This is a genomic window from Sulfitobacter sp. GN1-4, from assembly GCF_055693825.1.
The window spans coordinates 3,856,793-3,877,096 of record NZ_JBVFUQ010000003.1 but is presented as its reverse complement, the minus strand read 5'-3'; the positions used below and the strand labels follow the sequence as shown (position 1 = coordinate 3,877,096).

24 protein-coding genes and 2 pseudogenes are annotated in these 20,304 nt (G+C 59.6%); 17 read left to right on the top strand and 9 right to left on the bottom strand.

Annotated features, from left to right (window positions below; all coding sequences use genetic code 11):
* Positions 1–23: 23 nt before the first annotated feature.
* The 7 genes from ACZ1HM_RS19955 to ACZ1HM_RS19925 all read left to right on the top strand — a co-directional run bounded on the left by ACZ1HM_RS19955 (position 24) and on the right by ACZ1HM_RS19925 (position 5,241).
* Entirely contained in the window at positions 24–281 is a 258-nt protein-coding gene (locus tag ACZ1HM_RS19955) for a hypothetical protein (RefSeq protein WP_472744688.1), read from the top strand.
* Positions 278–1,567 (top strand): HlyD family type I secretion periplasmic adaptor subunit, encoded by a 1,290-nt coding sequence (locus ACZ1HM_RS19950; protein ID WP_472744338.1) that lies wholly within the window; start codon positions 278–280, stop codon positions 1,565–1,567. The genes ACZ1HM_RS19955 and ACZ1HM_RS19950 overlap by 4 nt, the downstream gene beginning before the upstream one ends.
* 68 nt (positions 1,568–1,635) lie before the next feature.
* Complete coding sequence (locus tag ACZ1HM_RS19945) at positions 1,636–2,094, top strand: RidA family protein (protein WP_472744337.1); 459 nt, start codon at positions 1,636–1,638, stop codon at positions 2,092–2,094.
* Entirely contained in the window at positions 2,091–2,852 is a 762-nt protein-coding gene (locus ACZ1HM_RS19940; protein ID WP_472744336.1) for a glycerophosphodiester phosphodiesterase family protein, read from the top strand. The genes ACZ1HM_RS19945 and ACZ1HM_RS19940 overlap by 4 nt, the downstream gene beginning before the upstream one ends.
* 48 nt (positions 2,853–2,900) lie before the next feature.
* Positions 2,901–4,088 (top strand): GNAT family N-acetyltransferase, encoded by a 1,188-nt coding sequence (locus ACZ1HM_RS19935; protein ID WP_472744335.1) that lies wholly within the window; start codon positions 2,901–2,903, stop codon positions 4,086–4,088.
* Positions 4,085–4,393, top strand: a complete 309-nt coding sequence (locus ACZ1HM_RS19930; RefSeq protein ID WP_472744334.1) for a 4a-hydroxytetrahydrobiopterin dehydratase — start codon at positions 4,085–4,087, stop codon at positions 4,391–4,393. Before ACZ1HM_RS19935 ends, ACZ1HM_RS19930 begins: the two co-directional genes overlap by 4 nt.
* Positions 4,393–5,241: a mechanosensitive ion channel family protein gene (locus ACZ1HM_RS19925; RefSeq protein WP_472744333.1), complete on the top strand. Its 849-nt coding sequence runs from the start codon at positions 4,393–4,395 to the stop codon at positions 5,239–5,241. The genes ACZ1HM_RS19930 and ACZ1HM_RS19925 overlap by 1 nt, the downstream gene beginning before the upstream one ends.
* 68 nt (positions 5,242–5,309) lie before the next feature.
* Here ACZ1HM_RS19925 and ACZ1HM_RS19920 read toward each other — a convergent pair whose 3' ends face one another.
* Positions 5,310–5,798 carry a redoxin family protein gene (locus ACZ1HM_RS19920; RefSeq protein WP_472744332.1) on the bottom strand — a complete coding sequence of 163 codons (489 nt, stop codon included), beginning with the start codon at positions 5,796–5,798 and terminating at the stop codon, positions 5,310–5,312.
* An 87-nt stretch (positions 5,799–5,885) separates the two neighbouring features.
* On the opposite strand from ACZ1HM_RS19920, the pseudogene ACZ1HM_RS19915 reads away from it, so the two are divergent.
* From ACZ1HM_RS19915 to rsmD, 3 genes and pseudogenes are all read left to right on the top strand, one after another.
* A pseudogene (locus tag ACZ1HM_RS19915) lies at positions 5,886–6,718 on the top strand (NAD(P)/FAD-dependent oxidoreductase); the annotation flags it as partial.
* Positions 6,719–6,799: 81 nt separating this feature from the next.
* On the top strand, positions 6,800–7,093 hold the full coding sequence (locus ACZ1HM_RS19910; RefSeq protein ID WP_472744670.1) for an oxidoreductase C-terminal domain-containing protein: 294 nt from the start codon (positions 6,800–6,802) through the stop codon (positions 7,091–7,093).
* On the top strand, positions 7,090–7,644 hold the full coding sequence (gene rsmD, locus ACZ1HM_RS19905; RefSeq protein ID WP_472744331.1) for a 16S rRNA (guanine(966)-N(2))-methyltransferase RsmD: 555 nt from the start codon (positions 7,090–7,092) through the stop codon (positions 7,642–7,644). Before ACZ1HM_RS19910 ends, rsmD begins: the two co-directional genes overlap by 4 nt.
* Here rsmD and ACZ1HM_RS19900 read toward each other — a convergent pair.
* Positions 7,641–8,852 carry an aminotransferase-like domain-containing protein gene (locus ACZ1HM_RS19900; protein ID WP_472744330.1) on the bottom strand — a complete coding sequence of 404 codons (1,212 nt, stop codon included), beginning with the start codon at positions 8,850–8,852 and terminating at the stop codon, positions 7,641–7,643. The two genes, rsmD and ACZ1HM_RS19900, sit on opposite strands and share 4 nt — an antisense overlap.
* Positions 8,853–8,982: 130 nt before the next feature.
* Between ACZ1HM_RS19900 and ACZ1HM_RS19895 the strand changes: the two genes are divergently transcribed.
* Positions 8,983–9,210 (top strand): hypothetical protein, encoded by a 228-nt coding sequence (locus ACZ1HM_RS19895; protein WP_472744329.1) that lies wholly within the window; start codon positions 8,983–8,985, stop codon positions 9,208–9,210.
* Here ACZ1HM_RS19895 and map read toward each other — a convergent pair.
* Together map and sfsA are read right to left on the bottom strand one after the other, a co-directional pair.
* A pseudogene (gene map, locus ACZ1HM_RS19890) lies at positions 9,207–10,041 on the bottom strand (type I methionyl aminopeptidase). The gene ACZ1HM_RS19895 and the pseudogene map sit on opposite strands and share 4 nt — an antisense overlap.
* A gap of 13 nt (positions 10,042–10,054) precedes the next feature.
* Positions 10,055–10,762: a DNA/RNA nuclease SfsA gene (gene sfsA, locus ACZ1HM_RS19885; protein ID WP_472744328.1), complete on the bottom strand. Its 708-nt coding sequence runs from the start codon at positions 10,760–10,762 to the stop codon at positions 10,055–10,057.
* A gap of 46 nt (positions 10,763–10,808) precedes the next feature.
* Between sfsA and ACZ1HM_RS19880 the strand changes: the two genes are divergently transcribed.
* The 4 genes from ACZ1HM_RS19880 to ACZ1HM_RS19865 are packed head-to-tail and all read left to right on the top strand — an operon-like array spanning position 10,809 to position 13,760.
* The gene (locus tag ACZ1HM_RS19880; RefSeq protein WP_472744327.1) at positions 10,809–11,528 is read left to right on the top strand and encodes a competence/damage-inducible protein A; all 720 of its coding nucleotides are present in this window, start codon (positions 10,809–10,811) and stop codon (positions 11,526–11,528) included.
* Positions 11,525–12,244, top strand: a complete 720-nt coding sequence (locus tag ACZ1HM_RS19875) for a GNAT family N-acetyltransferase (RefSeq protein ID WP_472744326.1) — start codon at positions 11,525–11,527, stop codon at positions 12,242–12,244. Before ACZ1HM_RS19880 ends, ACZ1HM_RS19875 begins: the two co-directional genes overlap by 4 nt.
* Positions 12,245–12,255: 11 nt before the next feature.
* The gene (locus ACZ1HM_RS19870) at positions 12,256–12,825 is read left to right on the top strand and encodes a peroxidase-related enzyme (protein ID WP_472744325.1); all 570 of its coding nucleotides are present in this window, start codon (positions 12,256–12,258) and stop codon (positions 12,823–12,825) included.
* Positions 12,822–13,760, top strand: a complete 939-nt coding sequence (locus tag ACZ1HM_RS19865) for an OmpA family protein (RefSeq protein WP_472744324.1) — start codon at positions 12,822–12,824, stop codon at positions 13,758–13,760. The genes ACZ1HM_RS19870 and ACZ1HM_RS19865 overlap by 4 nt, the downstream gene beginning before the upstream one ends.
* 91 nt (positions 13,761–13,851) lie before the next feature.
* On the opposite strand, the gene ACZ1HM_RS19860 is transcribed toward ACZ1HM_RS19865, so the two are convergent.
* The 3 genes from ACZ1HM_RS19860 to ACZ1HM_RS19850 all read right to left on the bottom strand — a co-directional run bounded on the left by ACZ1HM_RS19860 (position 13,852) and on the right by ACZ1HM_RS19850 (position 17,551).
* Complete coding sequence (locus tag ACZ1HM_RS19860) at positions 13,852–14,208, bottom strand: hypothetical protein (protein ID WP_472744323.1); 357 nt, start codon at positions 14,206–14,208, stop codon at positions 13,852–13,854.
* A gap of 188 nt (positions 14,209–14,396) precedes the next feature.
* Positions 14,397–15,302, bottom strand: a complete 906-nt coding sequence (locus tag ACZ1HM_RS19855; protein ID WP_472744322.1) for a LysR family transcriptional regulator — start codon at positions 15,300–15,302, stop codon at positions 14,397–14,399.
* 221 nt (positions 15,303–15,523) lie between these two features.
* Entirely contained in the window at positions 15,524–17,551 is a 2,028-nt protein-coding gene (locus ACZ1HM_RS19850) for a 2,4-dienoyl-CoA reductase FMN-binding domain-containing protein (RefSeq protein ID WP_472744321.1), read from the bottom strand.
* 196 nt (positions 17,552–17,747) lie between these two features.
* Here ACZ1HM_RS19850 and ACZ1HM_RS19845 point away from each other — a divergent pair, with 196 nt between their 5' ends.
* Together ACZ1HM_RS19845 and ACZ1HM_RS19840 are read left to right on the top strand one after the other, a co-directional pair.
* The gene (locus ACZ1HM_RS19845) at positions 17,748–18,230 is read left to right on the top strand and encodes an RNA pyrophosphohydrolase (protein ID WP_472744320.1); all 483 of its coding nucleotides are present in this window, start codon (positions 17,748–17,750) and stop codon (positions 18,228–18,230) included.
* Positions 18,230–18,706 carry a hypothetical protein gene (locus tag ACZ1HM_RS19840; protein ID WP_472744319.1) on the top strand — a complete coding sequence of 159 codons (477 nt, stop codon included), beginning with the start codon at positions 18,230–18,232 and terminating at the stop codon, positions 18,704–18,706. The genes ACZ1HM_RS19845 and ACZ1HM_RS19840 overlap by 1 nt, the downstream gene beginning before the upstream one ends.
* Here the strand turns inward: ACZ1HM_RS19840 and ACZ1HM_RS19835 are convergent.
* Positions 18,703–19,293 (bottom strand): GNAT family N-acetyltransferase, encoded by a 591-nt coding sequence (locus tag ACZ1HM_RS19835; protein ID WP_472744318.1) that lies wholly within the window; start codon positions 19,291–19,293, stop codon positions 18,703–18,705. The genes ACZ1HM_RS19840 and ACZ1HM_RS19835 overlap by 4 nt on opposite strands.
* A gap of 3 nt (positions 19,294–19,296) precedes the next feature.
* Entirely contained in the window at positions 19,297–20,289 is a 993-nt protein-coding gene (locus ACZ1HM_RS19830; protein WP_472744317.1) for an adenosine kinase, read from the bottom strand.
* Positions 20,290–20,304 lie beyond the last annotated feature (15 nt).

The following is a 20,304-nucleotide window of genomic DNA, read 5'->3' as shown; positions in this document are numbered from 1 at the left end:
TGTTTGGGGACCCGCAGGTGTTGGTGCTGGATGAACCCAATGCCAATCTGGATAACGACGGGTGTTTAGCGCTGAACCAGGCGATCCGGCAGACCACTGCACGGGGCGGCGCGGTGGTGGTTATGGCGCATCGGCCAACGGCGATACAGGAATGCGATCACCTGCTGGTTCTGGACGGCGGGGTGAGAACGGCATTTGGCCCGAAAAAGGATGTGCTGTCTGCCTTGGTGCAAAACGCGCGTGATGTGCAAACCATGCCGATGGCTGGTGGCATGCGGTGAGGGGCGCGCAGGATGGGCTTGGCGCTTATGTCTTGGCGGGGCTTGCCGTGCTGGCGCTGCTGGTCGGGGGCGTCTTTGCGTGGTTGGCAAGTGCGACGTTATCTAGTGCGATCGCGGTGCATGGGGTGCTGGCCCCCGCAGGCAGCCGCCATGTGGTGCAACATCAAACGGGCGGGACGGTTGCGGAAATCCTGGTGGCCGAAGGCGCGCGGGTGCAGGCGGGTGCGGTTCTTTTGCGTCTGCAGGCGGAGGCTGCGCAAGAGGAGTTGGCGGCCCTTAGACACCTGCTGTTTGATCTTGGGGCCAAAAAGGCGCGTCTGCGTGCGTTGCTTGAGGCCCCTGAAGGCGCATCACTGGCATTCGCGCTGTCCCAAACGCCTGCCCAGGCGGAAATTGTGGCGCAAGAGCGTGACATCTACCGCGCCATGCGCGCAGCAGAGGTGTCTGCGCTTCATCAGCATAAGGCCCGTTTGGCGCAGATTGACCAGTTGCTGACCGGCATTGACGCCCAGATTGGCGCGCTCTTTGCCCAGCGGGCGCTTTTGGACGCGGGGCTGGCCGATCAGCATGCGCTTTTGGAGCGCGGTCTGACCTCTGCCCAGCAGGTGCGCGTGTTGGAGCGTGAGCGGGCTGCGTTGCAAGGCCAGTTGGGCGAGGTGCTGGCCGAACGTGCGCGCACGGAGGCCAACAGATCAGAATTGATTGAAGCCGAAGCGCTGGGGCAAGCCCAGCGGCGGGCCGCGTTGCTGGAAGAACGGCGCGCGGTTGAGCATCAGGTGATGCGCAGCCAAATGGCGCTGCGCCAAATCGCGGCGCAGATAGAAGAGGCAGAGATTGTTGCCCCTGTGGGCGGCATCGTCTTTGGTCTTGGTCCAATCACGGTGGCCTCTGTCGTGACCCCGGCACAGCCCATCCTGTCCCTGATCCCCAGCGATGTAGCGCAGCAAGCGGCGCTGCGGGTGGCTGCACGGGATATTGATGAGGTGAAGCTGGGACAGGATGTGACCTTGATGCTGACCGCGTTGGGGCAGGGCGCGCCGCCTGAACTGGCAGGCAGGGTCATGCGCATTTCGCCAGATGCCCACCGGGATGACCACACGGGCCAGCCTTATTTTGAGGTAGACGTGGCGTTTGTGGCTGAGGATGCCACCCCTGAGCTGGCTGAGACATCCCTTAAGGTGGGCACGCCGGTGGATGCTTTTATCAAGACCGGCGCGCACAGCCCGCTGACCTATCTTGCCCGCCCCCTTGCCACCTATTTTGCCCAAGCGTTTCGCGAGCGGTAACTCAGGCCTTTCCGTCGCGAGACAAGACCGCTAGCGTCCGCGCAAGTGGAATTGGAAAGGACGTAACCATGAGCATCACCGAAAAACTGGCAGAACTTGGTGTGACATTGCCCGATGCCCCAGCCCCTGCGGCAAACTATGTGCCCTTCGTGCAGGTGGGATCGACGGTCTATGTCTCTGGCCAGATATCAGCGGACGCCAATGGGCTGATCCTTGGCAAACTGGGCCAGGACATGGAAGTTGAGGCCGGCGCGGCCGCCGCGAAGGTCTGTGCCATCTCTCTTTTGGCGCAGGTGAAAGCGGCCTGTGGTGGTGATATTGAACGGTTGGAGCGGGTGGTAAAGCTGACCGGGTTTGTGAACTCCACCGGTGATTTCACAGACCAGCCCAAGGTGATCAACGGCTGCTCTGATTTTCTGGTAGAAGTCTTGGGGGACAAGGGCCGCCATGCGCGCTCAGCAGTGTCTGCGGCGTCCTTGCCCCTGGGTGTCGCGGTTGAGATTGAAGGTATATTTGAGATCAAATGAGCCTGCCGCGCGTTTTCCAGGATATCCCGCTGGCGCACCGGGCGTTGCATGATGTGTCACAGGACCGGCCCGAAAACAGCCGTGCTGCCATCCGTGCAGCACTTGCGGCAGGTTACGGGATTGAGATTGACGTCCAGCTCAGCGCCGATGGCGCGGCGATGGTCTTTCACGACTACGCGCTGGAGCGGCTGACCAACGCCACGGGCGCCGTGCGCCTGCGCGGCGCGGATGAGTTGCGTCAGATCGGGCTGACGGGAGGTGCTGAAGGCATCCCCGATTTGCCCGAAGTGCTTGATCTGGTGGCAGGACAGGTGCCGTTGGTGATTGAGCTGAAGGATCAGGATGGCGGCATGGGCCCCAATGTGGGGCCCTTGGAACAGGCGGTCGCTGAGGCGATTGCGGGCTATGCAGGGCCGCTTGCTGTCATGTCGTTTAACCCGCATTCGGTCGCTGAAATGGCGCGGCTGGCCCCATCGGTGCCGCGTGGCATCGTCACCAGCGCCTACCGCTATGCGGAGTGGCCGTTGCCGCGTGCCACCTGTGATGCGCTGCGTGACATACCTGACTATGACCGTGTCGGTGCCAGTTTCATCTCGCATGAGGTGGATGATCTGGCGCGTCCACGCGTGGCTGAGCTTAGGGCCGCGGGTGCGATGATCTGCTGTTGGACAGTGCGCGACGCCAAGACAGAAGCCACTGCGCGCCAGATCGCTGACAATATCACCTTTGAGGGCTATGAGGCTGCATTGCCGTCTTGATCCCTGCGGCAGGTGCCACAGATTGTAGGGTGGCAAGCAAGGCAGCACATGAGCGTTCAGGAAATTGAAATTCGGCTGGTTCCCAGCCTGGCCGAGGTTGGCCAGAGCGATTGGGATGCCTGCGCCTGTCCTGAGGCCGCAGATGGCGCGCCGCCGATAGATCCGTTTACGACCTACCGGTTTTTGCACGCCCTAGAAGAAAGCGGCAGCGTCGGGCCGGGCACAGGCTGGCAGCAGCAGCATCTTGTGGCCTATGTTGAGGGCGAAGTGATCGCTGTGGCCCCGCTTTATGCCAAAATGCATTCGCAGGGTGAGTATATTTTCGATCACAACTGGGCCCATGCTTATGAACGCGCGGGCGGCCAGTATTACCCTAAATTACAGATTGCCGTGCCGCACACGCCTGCCACGGGGCGCAGGTTTTTGGCGCGGCCGGGTTTTGAGGAAACAGGCAAGCGTGCGTTGATCCAAGGCGCGGTTCAGGTCACGCAGAACAACAACCTGTCTTCGTTCCATGCCACCTTCTGCACCAAAGAAGACGCAGCCTTTGCCGAAGAGATGGGTCTGATGGTGCGCAAAAGCCAGCAGTTTCACTGGCGCAACGACAATTACGGCGACTTTGACGGTTTTCTGGCCAGCCTTAATTCCCGCAAGCGCAAGAACATCCGCAAAGAACGTGCGCAGGCCCAGGGGTTTGGCGGCTCCATCCAGGTTTTCAGCGGTGATACGCTGCAGCCTGAGCATTGGGACGCTTTTTGGCGTTTTTATCAGGACACAGGGGCGCGCAAATGGGGCACGCCCTATCTGACGCGCGCGTTTTTTGACATCGCACAAGAGACGTTGCGCGATGACATCGCGCTGGTCCTGGCCGAACGTGAAGGGCGCTGGGTGGCGGGGGCGTTGAACTTTATCGGGGCAGAGGCGCTTTTTGGCCGGTACTGGGGCTGTGTTGAACATCATCCCTGCCTGCACTTTGAACTGTGCTATTATCAGGCCATCGACATTGCGATCAGCCGGGGCCTGAAGACAGTTGAGGCTGGTGCGCAGGGTGAACATAAATTGGCCCGCGGCTACTTGCCCACGCCGACCTGGTCAGTGCATTGGATGCGCGACGAAGGGTTCGCGGATGCCGTTGGCAGTTATTTGCAGGCCGAACGCGAAGCGGTTGATCATGAGATCGAAGTGCTGACGGAATACGGACCTTTCAAACACGTCGATGTTGAGGAACAAGAATGACCGAAAAACTAAGTGATGAGACACGCGGCACCGTGCTGCAGCCCCTGTTTGACAACGGCTGGGCCATGGTTGAGGGGCGCGATGCCATCCACAAGACCTATGTCTTTGCCGATTTCGTCAGCGCCTTTGGCTGGATGACGCAGGTCGCGATTTTTGCGGAAAAGTGGAACCACCACCCTGAATGGGACAACGTCTATAAGACGGTGAATGTCACGCTGACCACCCATGACGTGGGCGGGGTCAGCGCGCTGGACGCCAAGCTGGCGCGGAAAATGGACACCCTTGCAGGTGCAGAGCCTGCCTGATGTTCGACAACTTGATGAATACGGTGATCTGGCAGGGCAAAACTGTCGGAGACTTTCTGACGATTGAATTCCTGGCCTCGGCTGTTGGATCAGTCATGGCGGCGATTGGCATCCTGCTTTTGGGCTGGATCGTATCCAAGTGGCTGCAAGGCCGGGTGCGCAACCTTGGCCGGCGGCACAAACATCTTGATGACATGCTGTTCGACTTTCTGGCGTCGATTGTGCGCTATGTCGTGCTGGGCTTTACGGTTCTATTTGTCCTGAACACCTTTGGGGTGCAGACCACGTCAGTGGTGGCGGTCATTGGTGCGGCGGGGCTGGCCATTGGTCTGGCACTGCAAGGCACGCTGTCCAATGTCGCGGCGGGGGTGATGCTGATCCTGTTCAGGCCCGTGCGCAACGGTGATTTTGTCGAAGTCGCCGGGCAGATGGGCACGATCAAAGAGATCACGTTGAATTTCACCGAACTGGCCGATCTGAGCAATGTGCAGGTGATTGTCCCCAACGCGCAGGTCTGGGGGAATGTGATCGTCAACTATTCGGTCAATGATGTGCGCCGGGTCGAGTGGACGTTTGGCGTGGGCTATGGTGCCAATCTGAAAGCGGCGGAAACCATCATCCGTGACACGATCATGGCCGACACGCGCGCGCATGCGGATCCTGAACCCTTCGTTCAGGTGACCAACCTGGGCGACAGCTCGGTCGATTTTACGGTGCGTGTCTGGTGTGATGCGGGCGATTTCTTTGCCTTCAAATCGGATATGACCCGGCAGGTCAAAGAAGCGCTGGATGCAGGCGGCGTGGACATCCCGTTCCCGACGCGCACCATCGTCAACGTCTCTGATTGAACGGCGCGGGGGTTTTTCAAAAACAAGGGGCGCAGCGGTAATCTGCGCCCCTTGGTATTTTCGGGCGTTTACATGCTGTCCAGCAGCGCCTCACCCCCGGATACATCGCAGACACCGGGGTTTTCTTCGGCTTGCAGCAGCGTGACTTTGCCATCATCGACCAGCATCGCGTAGCGTTTGGAGCGCGCGACAAGCCCGGCGGGGGGCGCATCAAAGTCCATGCCGATGGCCTTGGTGAACTCTGAACTGGAATCGGCAAGCATTGTGATGCCCGCCGCCTCAGCACCCGTGGCCTCACCCCAGGCTTTCATCACAAAGGGGTCGTTGCAGGAAACGCAGATGATCTCATCCACGCCTTTGGCGTCGAACTGATCCTTGGTGCGCACAAAGCTTGGGACATGGGCGGAATGGCAGGTGGGTGTGAACGCACCGGGCACCGCAAACACGACGACTTTGCGGCCCTTCAGCTTGTCCGCCATCTGTACAGGCGCTGGCCCTTCGGCCCCCATTTGAACCAATGTGGCGTCGGGCAGGCTGTCGCCTTGTGAAATTGTCATGTCAGATCCCTTTCTGGTTTGCGTTCTTCGCTGACAGACATATAGCTTCCGTCCATATACGCGACCAGTCATGTGGGGAGAGTTTTCATGGGGCATGTTATCGTGATCGGTGCAGGGCAGGCGGGATCGTCTTGCGTGTCCAAGCTGCGCAGTGGCGGATACGACGGCCAAATCACCCTGATCGGCGCTGAACCTGTCGTGCCGTATCAGCGCCCCCTCTGTCGAAAGCCTATCTTCTGGGGGATATGGCGCTGGAGCGGCTCTTTCTGCGGCCTGAAACCTATTATGCAGAGCAAGATATCACGTTGCGATTGAACCAGCAGGTTGAGGCGATTGATCCTGGGGCGCGAACGGTCTCCCTCGGCGATGAGGTGCTGGCCTATGATGAGTTGGTGTTGAGCACGGGTTCTGTGCCCAATCGTTTGCCCGCAGCGATTGGTGGCGCGCTGGACGGCGTGCATGTGGTCCGTGATCTGGCTGATGTCGATGCGATGTCACCGCGGTTTACCGAAGGGGCCAAGGTGCTGATCGTGGGCGGTGGTTACATCGGGTTGGAAGCGGCTGCGGTGGCGGCAAAGCTGGGCTTGCAGGTCACGCTGGTAGAAATGTCAGAACGCATCCTGCAACGCGTTGCGGCCCCAGAGACCAGTGATTTCTTTCGGGCGCTGCATGGCCGGCACGGCGTGGATATCCGCGAAGGCGTCGGGCTTGAGACCCTAACAGGTGAAGGCGCGGTAAGCGGCGCGAAGCTTAGCGATGGCAGCACGCTTGAGGTGGATTTCGTGATTGTCGGCGTGGGCATCCGGCCTGGCACGGCCCTGGCCGAGGCGGCAGGGCTGACGATTGAGAACGGCATCAAGGTGGACACGCAGGGGCGTACCTCTGATCCGCATATCTGGGCCGCCGGTGATTGCGCATCCTTTCCTTATCGCGATACGCGCATTCGCTTGGAATCGGTCCCCAACGCGATTGAGCAGGCTGAATGCGTGGCTGAGAACATCATGGGGGCAGGCAAAGACTATGTCGCGAAGCCCTGGTTCTGGTCTGACCAATATGATGTGAAGTTGCAGATTGCCGGGTTGAACACAGGCTATGACCGCATCGTCACCCGCCGCGTTGACGCAGACAGCGTGGGGTTCTGGTATTACCAAGGCGACACACTGTTGGCGGTGGATGCGATGAACGATCCGCGTGGCTACATGGTGGGCAAACGCTTGATTGAGACGGGCAAATCGCCCGATCCAGCATTGATCCAAGATCCCGAGACCGACCTCAAAGCGCTTTTGCGCGCGTGAGGATCATCGCAGGCAGTTTTCGGGGTACGGCCTTGGCCAGCCTGGGAAAAGGCGATGCCGGAGCGCACCTGCGCCCCACCTCTGACCGTGTGCGCGAAAGCCTGTTTTCGATGCTGACGCATCACGACGTGATCGAAAACGCGCGGGTGCTTGATGTTTTCGCGGGCACCGGCGCACTGGGCCTTGAGGCGCTGTCGCGCGGTGCGGCGCATGTGACCTTTGTTGAAAACGGGCGCGTGGGCCAGAAGCTGATTGCGCAAAACGTCGACAAGCTGCGCGTGCAGGATGATGTGCGCGTGCTCAGATCAGATGCGGTGCGGCTGGGTCCCTGCGCGGCTGCGCCCTATGACCTGATTTTCCTTGATCCACCTTACGGCAAAGGCATGGGGGCGCAGGCCCTCAACGGCTTGCGCGCCGGCGGATGGTGCGCCCCCGGTGCGATGATCGTCTGGGAAGAAAACGCGCCAATGCGGGCCCCAGACGGCTTTACGCGGACAGACACCCGCCGTTACGGCGACACGCATGTCACCTTGTTGACCGCTGACGCCTAGAGCAACGACGCAATCGCAGCGCCCAGCCGCTGCATCCCGGCTTCAATCTGCGCGTCATCGGCCAAAGAAAAGCTCAGGCGCAGGCTGTTCGCACCGGATCCATCGGCAAAAAACGCCTGACCGGGGACAAAGGCCACCTTCTGCGTCTCAAGCGCTGTGCGCAACAGCTCTCCGCCGTCCATGGATTTGGGTAATGTCAGCCAGACAAACATGCCACCTTCGGGCTGGGTCCAACTGACCCCTTCGGGCATATGCGCGGCCAGCGCGGCCAGCATGACGTCCCGCCGCGCAGAATAGGTTGCGCGCAGCTTGGCGGTGTGCCCCTCATAAACCTGGCGGGCCACGGTGTTGATCGCCATCTGGTTCAGCGTTGCTGAATGCAGATCTGCGGCCTGCTTCATCAACACCAGCTGAGAGATCACCTCGGCCGCGCCGCAGACCCAGCCCACGCGCAGCCCAGGGGCCAGGGTTTTGGAGAAACTGCCGCAATAAAGCGTGCGGCAGGCGTCAATGCTGCCCTTGCGCGCAATCTCAAGCGCCAGCATCGGCGGAATGGCCTCTCCATCATAGCGCAGGGCCTGATAGGCGGCGTCTTCGATTACGGCCATGTCCAGGGCATCGGCCATGTCCAGTATGTTTTCCCGTGCAGCCAGGTCCAGCGTTTCACCGGTTGGATTGGCAAAATCAACAGAGGCATAGGCGAATTTCACCCGTCCACCTGCGGCCTTGGCGGTTTGTGCATAATCCTCAACCGATCGATTGCCGCCGGGGATCAACCTGTCAAAGGTCGGCTCATAGGCGTTGAACGCGCCCAAGGCACCCAGATAGGTGGGCCATGTCACAAGTGCTGTGTCTTTTGGCGACAAGAGCAATTTGCCCAGATAATCAAGCGCTTGCTGAGAGCCGGAGGTGATCAGGATATTGTCGCGCGTACAGGGCACGCCGATCTTGGCCATCTCATCCGCGATCCAATCGCGCAGGGGGGCGTACCCTTCTGAGACCGAGTATTGCAGCGCCGCGCTACTGTGTTCTGGCGATAGCGCCGTTGCAAGCGCCTCTTGAAAGGCTTGGGTGGGAAACAGCGCGGGGTCAGGGATGCCGCCCGCAAATGAGATAATATCGGGCTGATCCAAGAGCTTAAGCAGCTCGCGGATTTCACTGGCCTTCATCCGGGTCATCCGGGTGGCGAATATCTCTTCCCAATTCATGTCAGAATCCCTTCCCTATTTTTGGCAAGACACCACAGATGATAATTTATGGCAACACTTATTACCTATTTGGCGAATATTATTGCGCAAAGGGCGGGCCAGCCGTCACGCTTTGGAAAAGGGGGATGTGGTGTACATTTCGGGCATGACCGATGCCACACAGATAGGCTGGCGCACCGCGCCGCCCCAAAGCCAAGCCAAAGCGGTGCATCTGCCCCCGCCTGATCCGGCGGTGGCGCCGGTCTTTATCTATGATTGCGTGACGCCCTGGGGCGGTGAGACGTTGCTCTCACTGCTCATGAAACGCATGATGCAGCGCGCAGACGGCCCGAGCGGTGGCGATCAAACGCCCCGCTAGTATGTCGGGTGAAACTTGTCCGCAGGCGACAGGGTGAAAATTTCATACCCGGTCTCAGTCACCCCAACGGAATGCTCAAACTGTGCGGACAGGGATTTATCGCGAGTGACGGCTGTCCAATCATCGGCCAAGGTCTTCGTCTCTGGCCGACCCAAGTTCACCATCGGCTCAATGGTAAAGAACATGCCCGGCTCCAGCACGGCACCGGTGCCGGGGCGGCCATAATGCAGCACGTTTGGCGGGGCATGAAACACCCGGCCCAGCCCGTGACCGCAGAAATCTGTGACCACTGACATGCGGTGCCCTTCAACAAAGCTTTGAATGGCGTGGCCGATGTCACCGAAGGTGTTGCCGGGTTTGACCGCCTCAATGCCGCGCATCAGGGCATCATGGGTCACTTCCACCAGCCGCTCAGATTTGCGCGACAGCTTGCCTGCAACATACATGCGCGAGGTGTCGCCGTACCAGCCGTCCACAATCACCGTGACGTCGATGTTCAGAATATCGCCATCCTTTAGCTTTTTATCGCTGGGGATGCCGTGGCAAACCACGTGGTTGACCGAAATGCAGCTGGCGTGCCGATAGCCCTTGTAGCCAATGGTGGCTGAGGTGGCGCCTCGCGGCGTTCACCTTGTCTTCGATGATCCGGTCAAGCTCACCCGTGGTTTGGCCGGGCACCACATGCTCTGCGATCTCATCCAGAATGGTTGCGGCCAGCTTTCCGGCGGCATGCATTCCGGCGAAATCGCTGGGGTCATAAAGTCGGATGCCATCACGGGTCTGTCGGACGCGCTGCTGTTCGTTCACCGGGTTCTCCAATCCATCGTTCATCTGCCTTTTAGCCCTATGGACGCCCAAGAACCAGAGGCGCGGCAAGTCTGACCTCTTGGGGGGTTATATGGGTTCCGACGCAAAGTGTTTCCACCCCGGCGCGCGTTGCCTCTGTATGCGCGGCGGCATAGGTCGGATCAATGTCCTCAGCCATGGCAACATGCGTGCAATCAGTGCGCTGCACCAGATACAGCAACACAGCGCGATGGCCCGCGCGCGCAACCTCGGCCAATTCGCCCAGATGTTTGGCCCCGCGGGCTGTGACACTATCCGGAAATTCGGCCAGCCCTGCCTGGCGCGACAGCGTGACTGACTTCACCTCAACATAGGCATCAGGCAGGCCTGGTCCGCTCAGCAGAAAGTCGATGCGAGAGTTGGTGCCATATTTCACCTCTGCCCGCACATCGGGGTAGGCGGATAGGGCTGCGATGTCACCTGCTTGTAGCGCCGCGCGCACGGCCTTGTTGGGCAAGCTGGTATCGACGCCGGTGAAATGCCCGTTTTCATGCTCAACCAACCGCCAGCCGAATTTCAGCTTTTTCTTCGGATCATCGTTGGGTTCCAGCCAGATCTTTGTGCCCGGCTCTGCCAGCCCCATCATTGAGCCGGGGTTGGCGCAGTGGGCCACCACCTCGCGCCCATCTTCCAGCGTGCAATCGGCTAGGAACCGTTTGTAGCGGCGGATCAGGCGGGCGGGGACAAGTTCGGTTTGAAAGCGCATGGGGTGCGCCCTATACCCAAGATCATGTCTGCTCAAGGAGAACGCCGTGCCTAACCCAACTGCTGCCATGATTGTCATCGGGGATGAAATCCTCTCAGGGCGCACGCGCGACAGCAATATGCACCATCTCGCGGGGCAACTGACGCAGGCGGGCATTGACCTGAAAGAGGTGCGCGTGATCGGGGATGAGCGCGATGTGATCGTCCCAACCGTGCAGGCGATGTCCCAGACCTATGATTACGTCTTTACCAGCGGCGGTATTGGTCCGACCCATGATGACATCACCGCAGATTGCATTGCGGCGGCCTTTGATGCCGCCATTGATGTGCGCGAAGATGCGCGCCAGATTTTGGCGGATCATTACGCGAAGGCGGGTACGGATCTGAACGAAGCCCGGCTGCGGATGGCCCGCATCCCCAAAGGTGCGGCGTTGATTGACAACCCGGTCTCTGCCGCCCCCGGTTTCCGGCTTGAGAACGTCCATGTGATGGCGGGCGTGCCTGCGGTGTTTCAAGCCATGGTGGCCTCTGTTCTGCCAACGCTGACGGGGGGCGATCCCTTGATCAGCAAAACGCTGCGGATCGAAAGAGGTGAGGGTGATATCGCTGGCCCGCTTGGGGCGCTGGCGGCGCGCTATCCGGAGTTGTCGATGGGATCCTATCCCTTTCAGAAAGACGGCAAATACGGCGCACATGTCGTCATACGGGGTACAGCCGAAGGTGAAGTAGACGCCGCTTTGGCCGCGCTGCAGGCGGCCTTCCCGTGAGCCTGGATCTGCCCCAGCTTTACGCCGCGGTTGAACACACCTGGCCTGCCGCACACCTGCACCGAAAGGGGCCATGGATGCTGCGCGACGGGCAAGGGGGCGGCAAGCGAGTGTCAGCGGCCACCGCAGAAGCCCCTGTTGCGGCCGCTGATCTGGCGGTGGCAGAAGCGGCGATGCGGCAGATGGGCCAGCCGCCGCTGTTTATGATCCGGCTGGGCGAAGACACGCTTGATGCTTTGCTGGCTGACGCAGGCTACGCCGTGGTGGATCCCGTTGTTCTTTACACATTGCCCACCCAACAGCTCACCGATATGCCCATCCCCCGCGTCACCGCGTTTGAGATCTGGGAGCCTTTGGCGATCATGCGCGAGATTTGGGCCGCAGGGGGCATCGGCCCCGCGCGACTGGCGGTGATGGCGCGGGCCAAGATGAAAACCGCCATCTTTGGCCGTGCAAATGACCGTCCCGCAGGCACCGCCTTTGCGGCCATTCATGATGGCATCTGTATGGTCCACGCGGTTGAAGTGTTGCCCCAGCAGCGCCGCCATGGCGTGGCCCAGTGGATCATGCGCCGTGCTGCTTTCTGGGCGCAGGCGCAGGGGGCGCAACATATCGCGGTGCTTTGCGTGGAAGAAAACGCAGCGGCCAATGCGCTCTATCTCGGGCTAGGCTTTTCCAGAGCGGGCGGATACCATTACAGGTACTTGCCAGATTAAGGATGTTGCCCATGGCCGATGACATGCCAACCGCGTTGAATTTGCCAATGGTTGATCCTTTGCCGCAGGAAACGCAGGCCTATTTCGATCTGTGTACCGAAAAGCTTGGGATGATTCCCAATGTGCTGCGGGCCTATGCGTTCGATATCGAAAAGCTGAACACATTCACCGCGATGTATAACGACCTGATGCTGGGGGACAGCGCGCTCAGCAAGTTGGAGCGCGAGATGATCGCCGTTGCCGTGTCATCCGTGAACAAGTGTTACTATTGCCTCGTGGCGCATGGGGCAGCGGTGCGCCAGCTGTCAGGGGACCCCGCCTTGGGTGAGGCGTTGGTCATGAATTACAAGGTCGCCAACATCTCAGACAAACAGCGCAAGATGTTGGATTTCGCCGTCAAACTCACCCGTGAAAGTGCAGCTGTCGAAGAGGCTGACCGCCAAGCACTGCGCGATGTCGGGTTTTCAGACCGCGATATCTGGGACATCGCCAGTGTTGCAGGTTTTTTCAACATGACCAACCGGGTGGCAAGCGGCACCGACATGCGGCCCAACGCGGAATACCACGCGCAAGCCAGATGATCGCCCGCGCCTTTGCAGCATTGTGTCTTTTGGCGGTGCCAGCCGCTGCGCTGGAATTGTCGCTGCCTTCCAATGCGCGCCAGACGGTTGAGCGGAACACCAACCCCGATACGTATCTTGCGCCCGTCGGGGTCTTTGACGGGCAATCCGTGCCAACGCGCCTGATTGAGGGCAAGGTGGACCGCGCGGCATGGCGCATCGTGTCCCCTGGTTTGACGCCTGTGCAGGTCATCCGCCCCCTGCGCGCGCAGCTGGCACAAGCGGGCTATGAGATTGTGCTGGATTGTCCCAATCAGGCCTGCGGCGGGTTTGATTTCAGGTTCGCCACGGAAACGCTGCCGGGGCCGAACATGTATGTGAACCTGCGCGCCTTTCACGTGGTGACAGGTGTAAAGGGTCCTGCATCTGCGCCGGATGAGGTTGTAACCCTGCTTGCCAGCGCATCAGAAACAACGGCCTATGTGCAGATCATCCATGCAGGGCAGGAAAAAGACAGCACCCTAGAGGCAACCCCCGCTGCCGCCCCCCAGGTGGCCACGCCCCAGCCTGGATCCACACAACCTTTTGCGGCGGCACTGGTGCAAAGCGGTCATGCTGTCCTGAACGATCTGGATTTCGCCACCGGCAGCACGGATCTGGGGGCCGGGCCTTTTGCAAGCCTGCAAGCACTGGCTGCGTTTTTGCAGCAACAAGAAGGGATGCGGGTGGCCTTGGTCGGGCATACCGACACCGTCGGTGGGCTGGACGCAAACATCAGTATTTCGCGGGCGCGCGCGGGATCTGTCCGGGACAGGTTGATCGCGCAATACGGCATTGCGGGCGACCGGCTGGATGCCGAAGGCATGGGCTATCTGGCGCCCGTGGCCAGCAACCTCACAGCAGAGGGCAGAGACCAGAACCGCCGGGTTGAGGTTGTGTTGCTGGGGGCCAACTGACGCCTGGCCCATGTTTTGGGATCAAAGGACGAGACGCGCAAAAGCCCCGGATGCATTCCGGGGCTTTCGGTTTTTCAGAAGCGCGTGCGTTTTACAGCAACGAAACCGTCGATCTGGCGGAATGCGCGCCAGATGCCTGAAGCGGTTGCGGGGCCGGGTTTGGCATGACGCTTTCCAGGCCCGCCCGTTCCGCTTCAATGCCGGCCAGACGGGCGGCAAAGTCATCTTCGCTGATTTCGTTGGCGGCAAAGGCGGAAGAGAGGTGGAACACCTCATTGTCCAGCTGCGCCAATCGCATGTCGTGCAAATCCTGCTCAACATTCGGGGCGACAATCTGATACTGGCCCGTGTCCTGACGGGTCACATCATCTGCTAGAAAGGTTGAATGCGCACAGGCCGACAACGTCACCGCTGTCAGCGAAAGTGTGATGGTCCGTGGTTTAATCATTTTCTGCCTGCCTCTGCTCTGTTTGAGCGATTGTTTCCCAAAGAGATACACAGCGTTTGAGGCAAATTTTGGGCAAGAATGCGCATTTTCTTGTCTTATTTCACGGCCCCTTCGCCAGACAAAAAAATCCCCGATGTCTTTTGGGGACACCGGGGAAGCAAGTTTCACCGAGGGGAAGCGGTGTTTCGTTACCAGTCGCTGGGGCCTTTTTCGGCAAAGGCCTGGACCAGAAAATCAATGAATGCGCGCACCTTGGGCTGCGTGAAACGGCCCGGAGGGTAGACGGCATAGATGCCTTGGGTTTCGGTTGGCAGCTCTGGGATCGCGTCCTCAACCAGACCCTGCTCCATCGCTTCGGCGTAAAGGAAGCTGGGCAGATAGGCGATGCCAAGACCCGAGATCGCGGCGTTCAGCAGGCTTTGACCATCGTTCACTGACAGCCAACCCGCGGTGCGCACCTGGCGCTTTTCACCCGAGGGGGCGGTCAGTTTCCAGACGTTGCCGCTGGATTGGTTAGAATAGTGCAGCAGCTTGTGATCGTTCAGATCGTCGATCTTCATGGGCCGGCCATATTCCTGGAAATACTTCGGGCTGGCGATCATCCGCTTGGTTGTTTCCGTTAGTTTACGGGCACGTAGCGTGCTGTCTTCCAATTCGCCGATGCGGACGGCCATGTCGAAACCTTCGGAAATCAGCTCAACATAGCGGTTGTTAAGAACCATGTTCACCGTGATATCGGGAAAGTCTGACAGGAAATCAGACAGCACCGGGGACAGGTGGTTCACGCCAAAATCGGTCGCCACGGAAATCCGCAACATGCCGGATGGCGCGGATTGCATGGATGTCACCAACGCATCGGCTTCGCCTGCATCGTTCAACACGCGGCGGGCACGGTCGTAATAGGCCAGGCCGATCTCAGTGGGTGAAACACGGCGGGTGGTCCGGTTCAAAAGCCGCGCACCAAGGCGGGCTTCCAAAGAAGAGACATGTTTTGAGACAGCGGATTTTGAAATCCCCATCTTCTTTGCAGCGTCCGTGAAGCCCCCTTGGTCCACCACAGTGGCGAATGCTTCCATTTCTGTCAGGCGGTCCATAGCCGTTCCTTCACATGAGTTTGTCTGCTGAAGGGTATGCCTGGAAAATGGGGCAGGAACGGGGCGCGTCTGAGACCGCGCGAAGGTAATTGCGTGGTCGTTAACGATTTGGAAACAACTTAGATTACCAGGCTCTTAACCCGGTTGGCCGCAGGCTGGGCAGGGAATCGGGGTGCGGCAGCCGGTCTTTCGGCATGCCGCAATCCGGTGTTTTTGCGGTCTTACAGGGTCGCGGCCAGGCGTGTGCCCTGATCGATCGCGCGTTTGGCATCCAACTCGGCGGCCAGATCGGCGCCGCCGATCACGTGGCAGGATTTCCCCTTTGCCTCCAACGCATCCGCCAGTGAACGATCAGACAGCTGGCCTGCACACAGAACAATCGTGTCCGCCTCAACCACGGTCGGGTTTTCGCGCGCTTCGCCAAAGCTGATGTGCAGCCCGGCATCATCAATCTTTTCGTAATTCACACCGGCGACCATGGACACGTCCTTCATCTGCAGTGCGGCGCGGTGGATCCAGCCGGTGGTCTTGCCAAGACCTTTGCCAAGCTTGCTGGCCTTGCGTTGCAGCAGCGTGACCTGGCGGGCGGGCTTGTGTGGCTTGGGCCCCTCCGGTGCCAGGCCAGAGCGATGCTCAGACGTGTCGGCAACGCCCCATTCCTTCATCCATTCCGGCAGGTTCAGTGTGGGGCTTTCGCCCGCGTGCACAAGGAATTCGGATACATCAAAACCAATGCCACCCGCACCGATCACGGCAACGCGGTCCCCAACCTTTGCCGTCCCGTCGAGCACGTTGATATAGCTGACCACGTTGTCCCTGTCTTGACCGGGGATTTGCGGATCGCGGGGGATGACACCCGTGGCGATGATCACCTCGTCAAATCCATCAAGATCGTCTGCTGACACTTCGGTGTTCAACTTCACCGTTACACCCTGTTCGGCAACCATGGTGCGATACCAATCCACAAAGCCCCAGAATTCTTCTTTGCCCGCAACCTGCTTGGCGAGATTAAGCTGCCCGCCAATTTCAGACGCGCGGTCAAAGACGGTGACGTGATGCCCACGCTCAGCCGCCGCCAGCGCCGTGGACAGACCAGCGGGGCCTGCGCCCACCACCGCGATGGTCTTGGCCTGCGCTGCAGGTGCCAACACCAGCTCCGTTTCATAACAGGCGCGTGGGTTCACAAGGCAGCTGGAAATCTTGCCGCTAAAGGTGTGATCCAGGCAGGCTTGGTTGCAGCCAATGCAGGGCGCGATTGTCGCTGATTTGTCTGCCATCGCTTTGGCGACGAAATCAGGGTCCGCCAGCATGGGGCGTGCCAGGCTCACCATATCTGCGCAGCCATCTGCAAGCACTTCTTCTGCCACATCGGGCGTGTTGATCCGGTTGGACGTGATCAGCGGGATGGAAACTTGGCCCATCAGCTTTTTCGTCACCCAGGAAAACGCAGCGCGCGGCACAGAGGTGGCGATGGTTGGAATGCGGGCCTCATGCCAGCCGATGCCGGTGTTGATGATGGTGGCCCCGGCTTTTTCGATCTCTTTGGCCAGTTGAGCGACCTCATCATAGGTTGATCCATTGGGGACCAGATCAATCATCGACAAACGGTAGATGATGATAAAATTCGGCCCGACGCGTTCGCGTACCCGGCGGACAACCTCAATCGGCAGACGCATCCGGTTTTCATAGGACCCGCCCCATCTGTCTGTGCGTTTGTTGGTGTGCGTGACCAGGAACTGGTTCAGAAAATACCCTTCTGATCCCATCACCTCCACACCATCATAGCCTGCATCCTGTGCGCGTCCCGCGCAGGCGACAATGTCAGAGATTTGTTTTTCAATGCCGTCTTCATCCAGCTCAGTTGGCGGGAAAGGAGAGATGGGCGATTTGATCGCTGAGGGTGCGACACAGGCGGGGCCATACGCATAGCGGCCTGCGTGCAGGATCTGCATGGCAATCTTGCCGCCCGCCTCATGCACCCGCTGGGTGACGACCGAATGGTTTGCCACGTCTTCGTCACTAACCATCATCGCGGCCCCAGGCAGAACCGACCCTTCCAGGTTCGGGCCAATGCCGCCGGTGACCATCAGGCCAACCTGGCCCCGCGCTCGTGCGGCATAGAATTCGGCGACCCTATTCCAATCCTTGGTCTCTTCCAGACCGGTGTGCATGGAGCCCATGAGCACGCGGTTGTTCAATGTCGTAAAACCCAGATCAAGTGGGGCAAGCATGTGCGGATAGCTGGACACGGATAATTCCTTTCTGGCAGCGCTGCTGTGAAAGGTAGAACACCGGAAAATAGGGCAAGAGTCACGGCCAACGCGGCGTCAATGTGCAAACGAAGGGTTGTCGCCGCAGCTGGTGCGCAGCGGGGCAGGGTGCTTTTGCGCGGCACGTTTGCATGGTAGTCAGCCTGCGAAGGCGAAAAACAGAAAGCAGGCGCATATGACACCCGAAGAGATTGCAAAGCTCCCTTACCGGCCCTGTGCGGGCGTGATGCTGATCAATGCGCAAGGCGATGTTTTTGTGGGTCAACGCAAAGACCGCTACACAGAGGCCTGGCAGATGCCACAGGGTGGGATCGAAAAGGGCGAAGAACCACAGGCAGCAGCGCTGCGCGAGTTGGAAGAAGAAACCGGTGTCGCCCGCGCCTCTGTGACTGTGATCGCTGAGACCGAAGGCTGGGTGCCTTATGAGTTGCCGCACGAGCTGGTGCCGCAGCTTTGGAAAGGCAAATACCGCGGCCAGCAGCAAAAGTGGTTTCTGATGCGCTTTGAGGGGACCGATGATGAGGTCAACATTGAGACAGAGCATCAAGAATTTTCCGCCTGGAAATGGATGCCGGTGGCACATCTGATCGACAGCATCGTGCCGTTCAAACGATCCGTGTATGAGGCTGTGCTGGCCGAGTTTGCGGAGCATCTGTGATGCGGCTCCTGGCCATTGTCGCGGCTTTGGCTTTGCCGCTGCCCGCGTTGGCGTTGTCGTGTATCGCGGCAGATGTTGAAACAAGCTTTGCGCGCTATGATGCCGCAGATGAGACCTATGTCGTTGTGCACGGGCGGCTCACGTTTGAGCAAAGCGCGCTGCCAAAGGGCATGTTGCCTGACAAAAAACCACCCAAGATGACGCAGGTGCCCGCGCATCTGCGGGGATCATCGCTGGCCAAGGGTGGTTTTGTGCTGCCCTTTGATCAGGACGTGACGCTTGAGGTTGGCTGCCTTGGTCCCTGGTGCGGTGCTGCGGGCAATGGCCGGTCGGTGCTGGCGTTTGTGCGCAAAGACGCAGACGGCTTCGCAGTTGAGCTTTCGCCCTGCGGCGGTGCCCTTTTTGAAGAGCCAAAGCCCGCCATGCTCAAAGCCGTCAAAGGCTGTTTTACCGATCGGACCTGTCAGCCAAACTAGCGAAAGATAGGGATCTGCGGCGCTGCTGCCTCGGGCAGGGTGCCTTGCAGACGGGGATCATCGCCCACCTCAACCTCTTGGCGCAGGGGCGTAAAACCGCTGCGCTGGTAGAACCCCAACGCTTGGGGGCTGTCAAAGGTGCAGGTGTGCACGTGAAACCGTGTGATCGGTTTGGCCCAGGCTTTTGTGATGGCGTTCTGCATCAAATACCGCCCCGCGCCCGTGCCAATCAGGTTTGAGGTCAGCCCGAAAAACGCAAGCTCGCATGCGCCTGGGTGGCGAAAGTCCAGCTCAAGCAGAGCCTCGTCCACGCCGTCTTTGACCAGAGTAAAAATCTCAATGCCCGGATCGGTGATGATGCCTGCCAATGTTGCATCATCCATCGCGCGGCGTGAGGCCCAGAGCCAGGGCAAACCAACCCGTTCAAAGATATCCCTGTACCAGGCGACATCCCCCGCCCGCCTTTCCAGACGCAGGCCCTGCGGCGGCGCCATATCTGTGATCTCGGGCTTTGCTGTCATCTCCAGATAGGTCACCACCGTGGCAACCTTGCCCGGGGGCACCTTGTGAAACCCGTCCGCAATCATGGATCAGAGCAAGCCTTCGGATTTGAACACAGCCAGCATGTCTTGCTCAGGGCGTGGCCCGATATGGCTGATCACCTCGCCTGCGCAGAGGTTGCCCATGCGCCCGCAAGTTTCCAGATCAAGCCCCCGTGCCATGCCGAAAAGAAAACCCGCAGCGAATTGATCGCCCGCGCCGGTCGCATCCACCGGGGTCACAGAAGTGACAGGCACATCCACCCGTTCGCCGTCGCGGATGAGGGTCACACCGTCGCCTGAGCGTGTGCAGACGACAATGGGGCAAATCGCTGTGGTTTTGCCAAGCGCTGCTTCCAGATCATCGGTTTCAAACAGGGATTTGATCTCAGCCTCGTTGCCGATGACATAGTCCAGATCATGTTCGATCAGCGCTAGGAAATCGGCGCGGTGCCGTTCCACGCAGAAGGGATCAGAAATGGCGATACCGGCTATGCCGCCGCCGGCCTTTGTTGCACGTGCCGCTTCGCGAAAGGCGGTTTTGCCGGCGTCTTGGTCAAAAAGATACCCCTCAAGGAACATCATCTTGGCGTTGCCTGCCACATCCGGGGAGACGTCCGCTGACGACAGCCCGGTTGAAATGCCCAAATAGGTGTTCATCGACCGTTCGCCATCTGGCGTGACAAAGATCATGCTGCGTGAAGTTGGCACATCCTCACCGGTCACGGGGGCGTTCACAAAGTCGATCCCGTGATCGTTCATCGCGTCGGCGTAAAAATGGCCCAGGGCATCGTCCAGTACCCGGCCAATGAACCCGGTTTGCAAACCCAATGCGCCTGCCCCAGCAATTGTATTGGCAACTGAGCCGCCCGGCGTCTGCACCCGCGCGTTCATCGCGGCATAAAGAACCTCGGCCCGATCACGTTCGATCAGCTGCATGATGCCCTTTTCGATCCCCATGTGCCCCAGAAAGCTGTCATCGGTCTGGGAAATTACATCAACAACCGCGTTGCCAATCCCGACAAGGTCATAGGTCTTGCTCATCGTAGTTCCTTTGTG

What these genes read in the sequence shown, in the direction of transcription:
- ACZ1HM_RS19945 (WP_472744337.1), top strand. Translation starts at nt 1,636, where the DNA reads ATGAGCATCACCGAAAAACTGGCAGAACTTGGTGTGACATTGCCCGAT.
- ACZ1HM_RS19940 (WP_472744336.1), top strand. Translation starts at nt 2,091, where the DNA reads ATGAGCCTGCCGCGCGTTTTCCAGGATATCCCGCTGGCGCACCGGGCG.
- ACZ1HM_RS19935 (WP_472744335.1), top strand. Translation starts at nt 2,901, where the DNA reads ATGAGCGTTCAGGAAATTGAAATTCGGCTGGTTCCCAGCCTGGCCGAG.
- ACZ1HM_RS19930 (WP_472744334.1), top strand. Translation starts at nt 4,085, where the DNA reads ATGACCGAAAAACTAAGTGATGAGACACGCGGCACCGTGCTGCAGCCC.
- ACZ1HM_RS19925 (WP_472744333.1), top strand. Translation starts at nt 4,393, where the DNA reads ATGTTCGACAACTTGATGAATACGGTGATCTGGCAGGGCAAAACTGTC.
- ACZ1HM_RS19920 (WP_472744332.1), bottom strand. Translation starts at nt 5,798, where the DNA reads ATGACAATTTCACAAGGCGACAGCCTGCCCGACGCCACATTGGTTCAA.
- ACZ1HM_RS19910 (WP_472744670.1), top strand. Translation starts at nt 6,800, where the DNA reads ATGGGGGCAGGCAAAGACTATGTCGCGAAGCCCTGGTTCTGGTCTGAC.
- ACZ1HM_RS19900 (WP_472744330.1), bottom strand. Translation starts at nt 8,852, where the DNA reads ATGAATTGGGAAGAGATATTCGCCACCCGGATGACCCGGATGAAGGCC.
- sfsA (WP_472744328.1), bottom strand. Translation starts at nt 10,762, where the DNA reads ATGCGCTTTCAAACCGAACTTGTCCCCGCCCGCCTGATCCGCCGCTAC.
- ACZ1HM_RS19870 (WP_472744325.1), top strand. Translation starts at nt 12,256, where the DNA reads ATGGCCGATGACATGCCAACCGCGTTGAATTTGCCAATGGTTGATCCT.
- ACZ1HM_RS19865 (WP_472744324.1), top strand. Translation starts at nt 12,822, where the DNA reads ATGATCGCCCGCGCCTTTGCAGCATTGTGTCTTTTGGCGGTGCCAGCC.
- ACZ1HM_RS19860 (WP_472744323.1), bottom strand. Translation starts at nt 14,208, where the DNA reads ATGATTAAACCACGGACCATCACACTTTCGCTGACAGCGGTGACGTTG.
- ACZ1HM_RS19855 (WP_472744322.1), bottom strand. Translation starts at nt 15,302, where the DNA reads ATGGACCGCCTGACAGAAATGGAAGCATTCGCCACTGTGGTGGACCAA.
- ACZ1HM_RS19845 (WP_472744320.1), top strand. Translation starts at nt 17,748, where the DNA reads ATGACACCCGAAGAGATTGCAAAGCTCCCTTACCGGCCCTGTGCGGGC.
- ACZ1HM_RS19840 (WP_472744319.1), top strand. Translation starts at nt 18,230, where the DNA reads ATGCGGCTCCTGGCCATTGTCGCGGCTTTGGCTTTGCCGCTGCCCGCG.
- ACZ1HM_RS19835 (WP_472744318.1), bottom strand. Translation starts at nt 19,293, where the DNA reads ATGATTGCGGACGGGTTTCACAAGGTGCCCCCGGGCAAGGTTGCCACG.
- ACZ1HM_RS19830 (WP_472744317.1), bottom strand. Translation starts at nt 20,289, where the DNA reads ATGAGCAAGACCTATGACCTTGTCGGGATTGGCAACGCGGTTGTTGAT.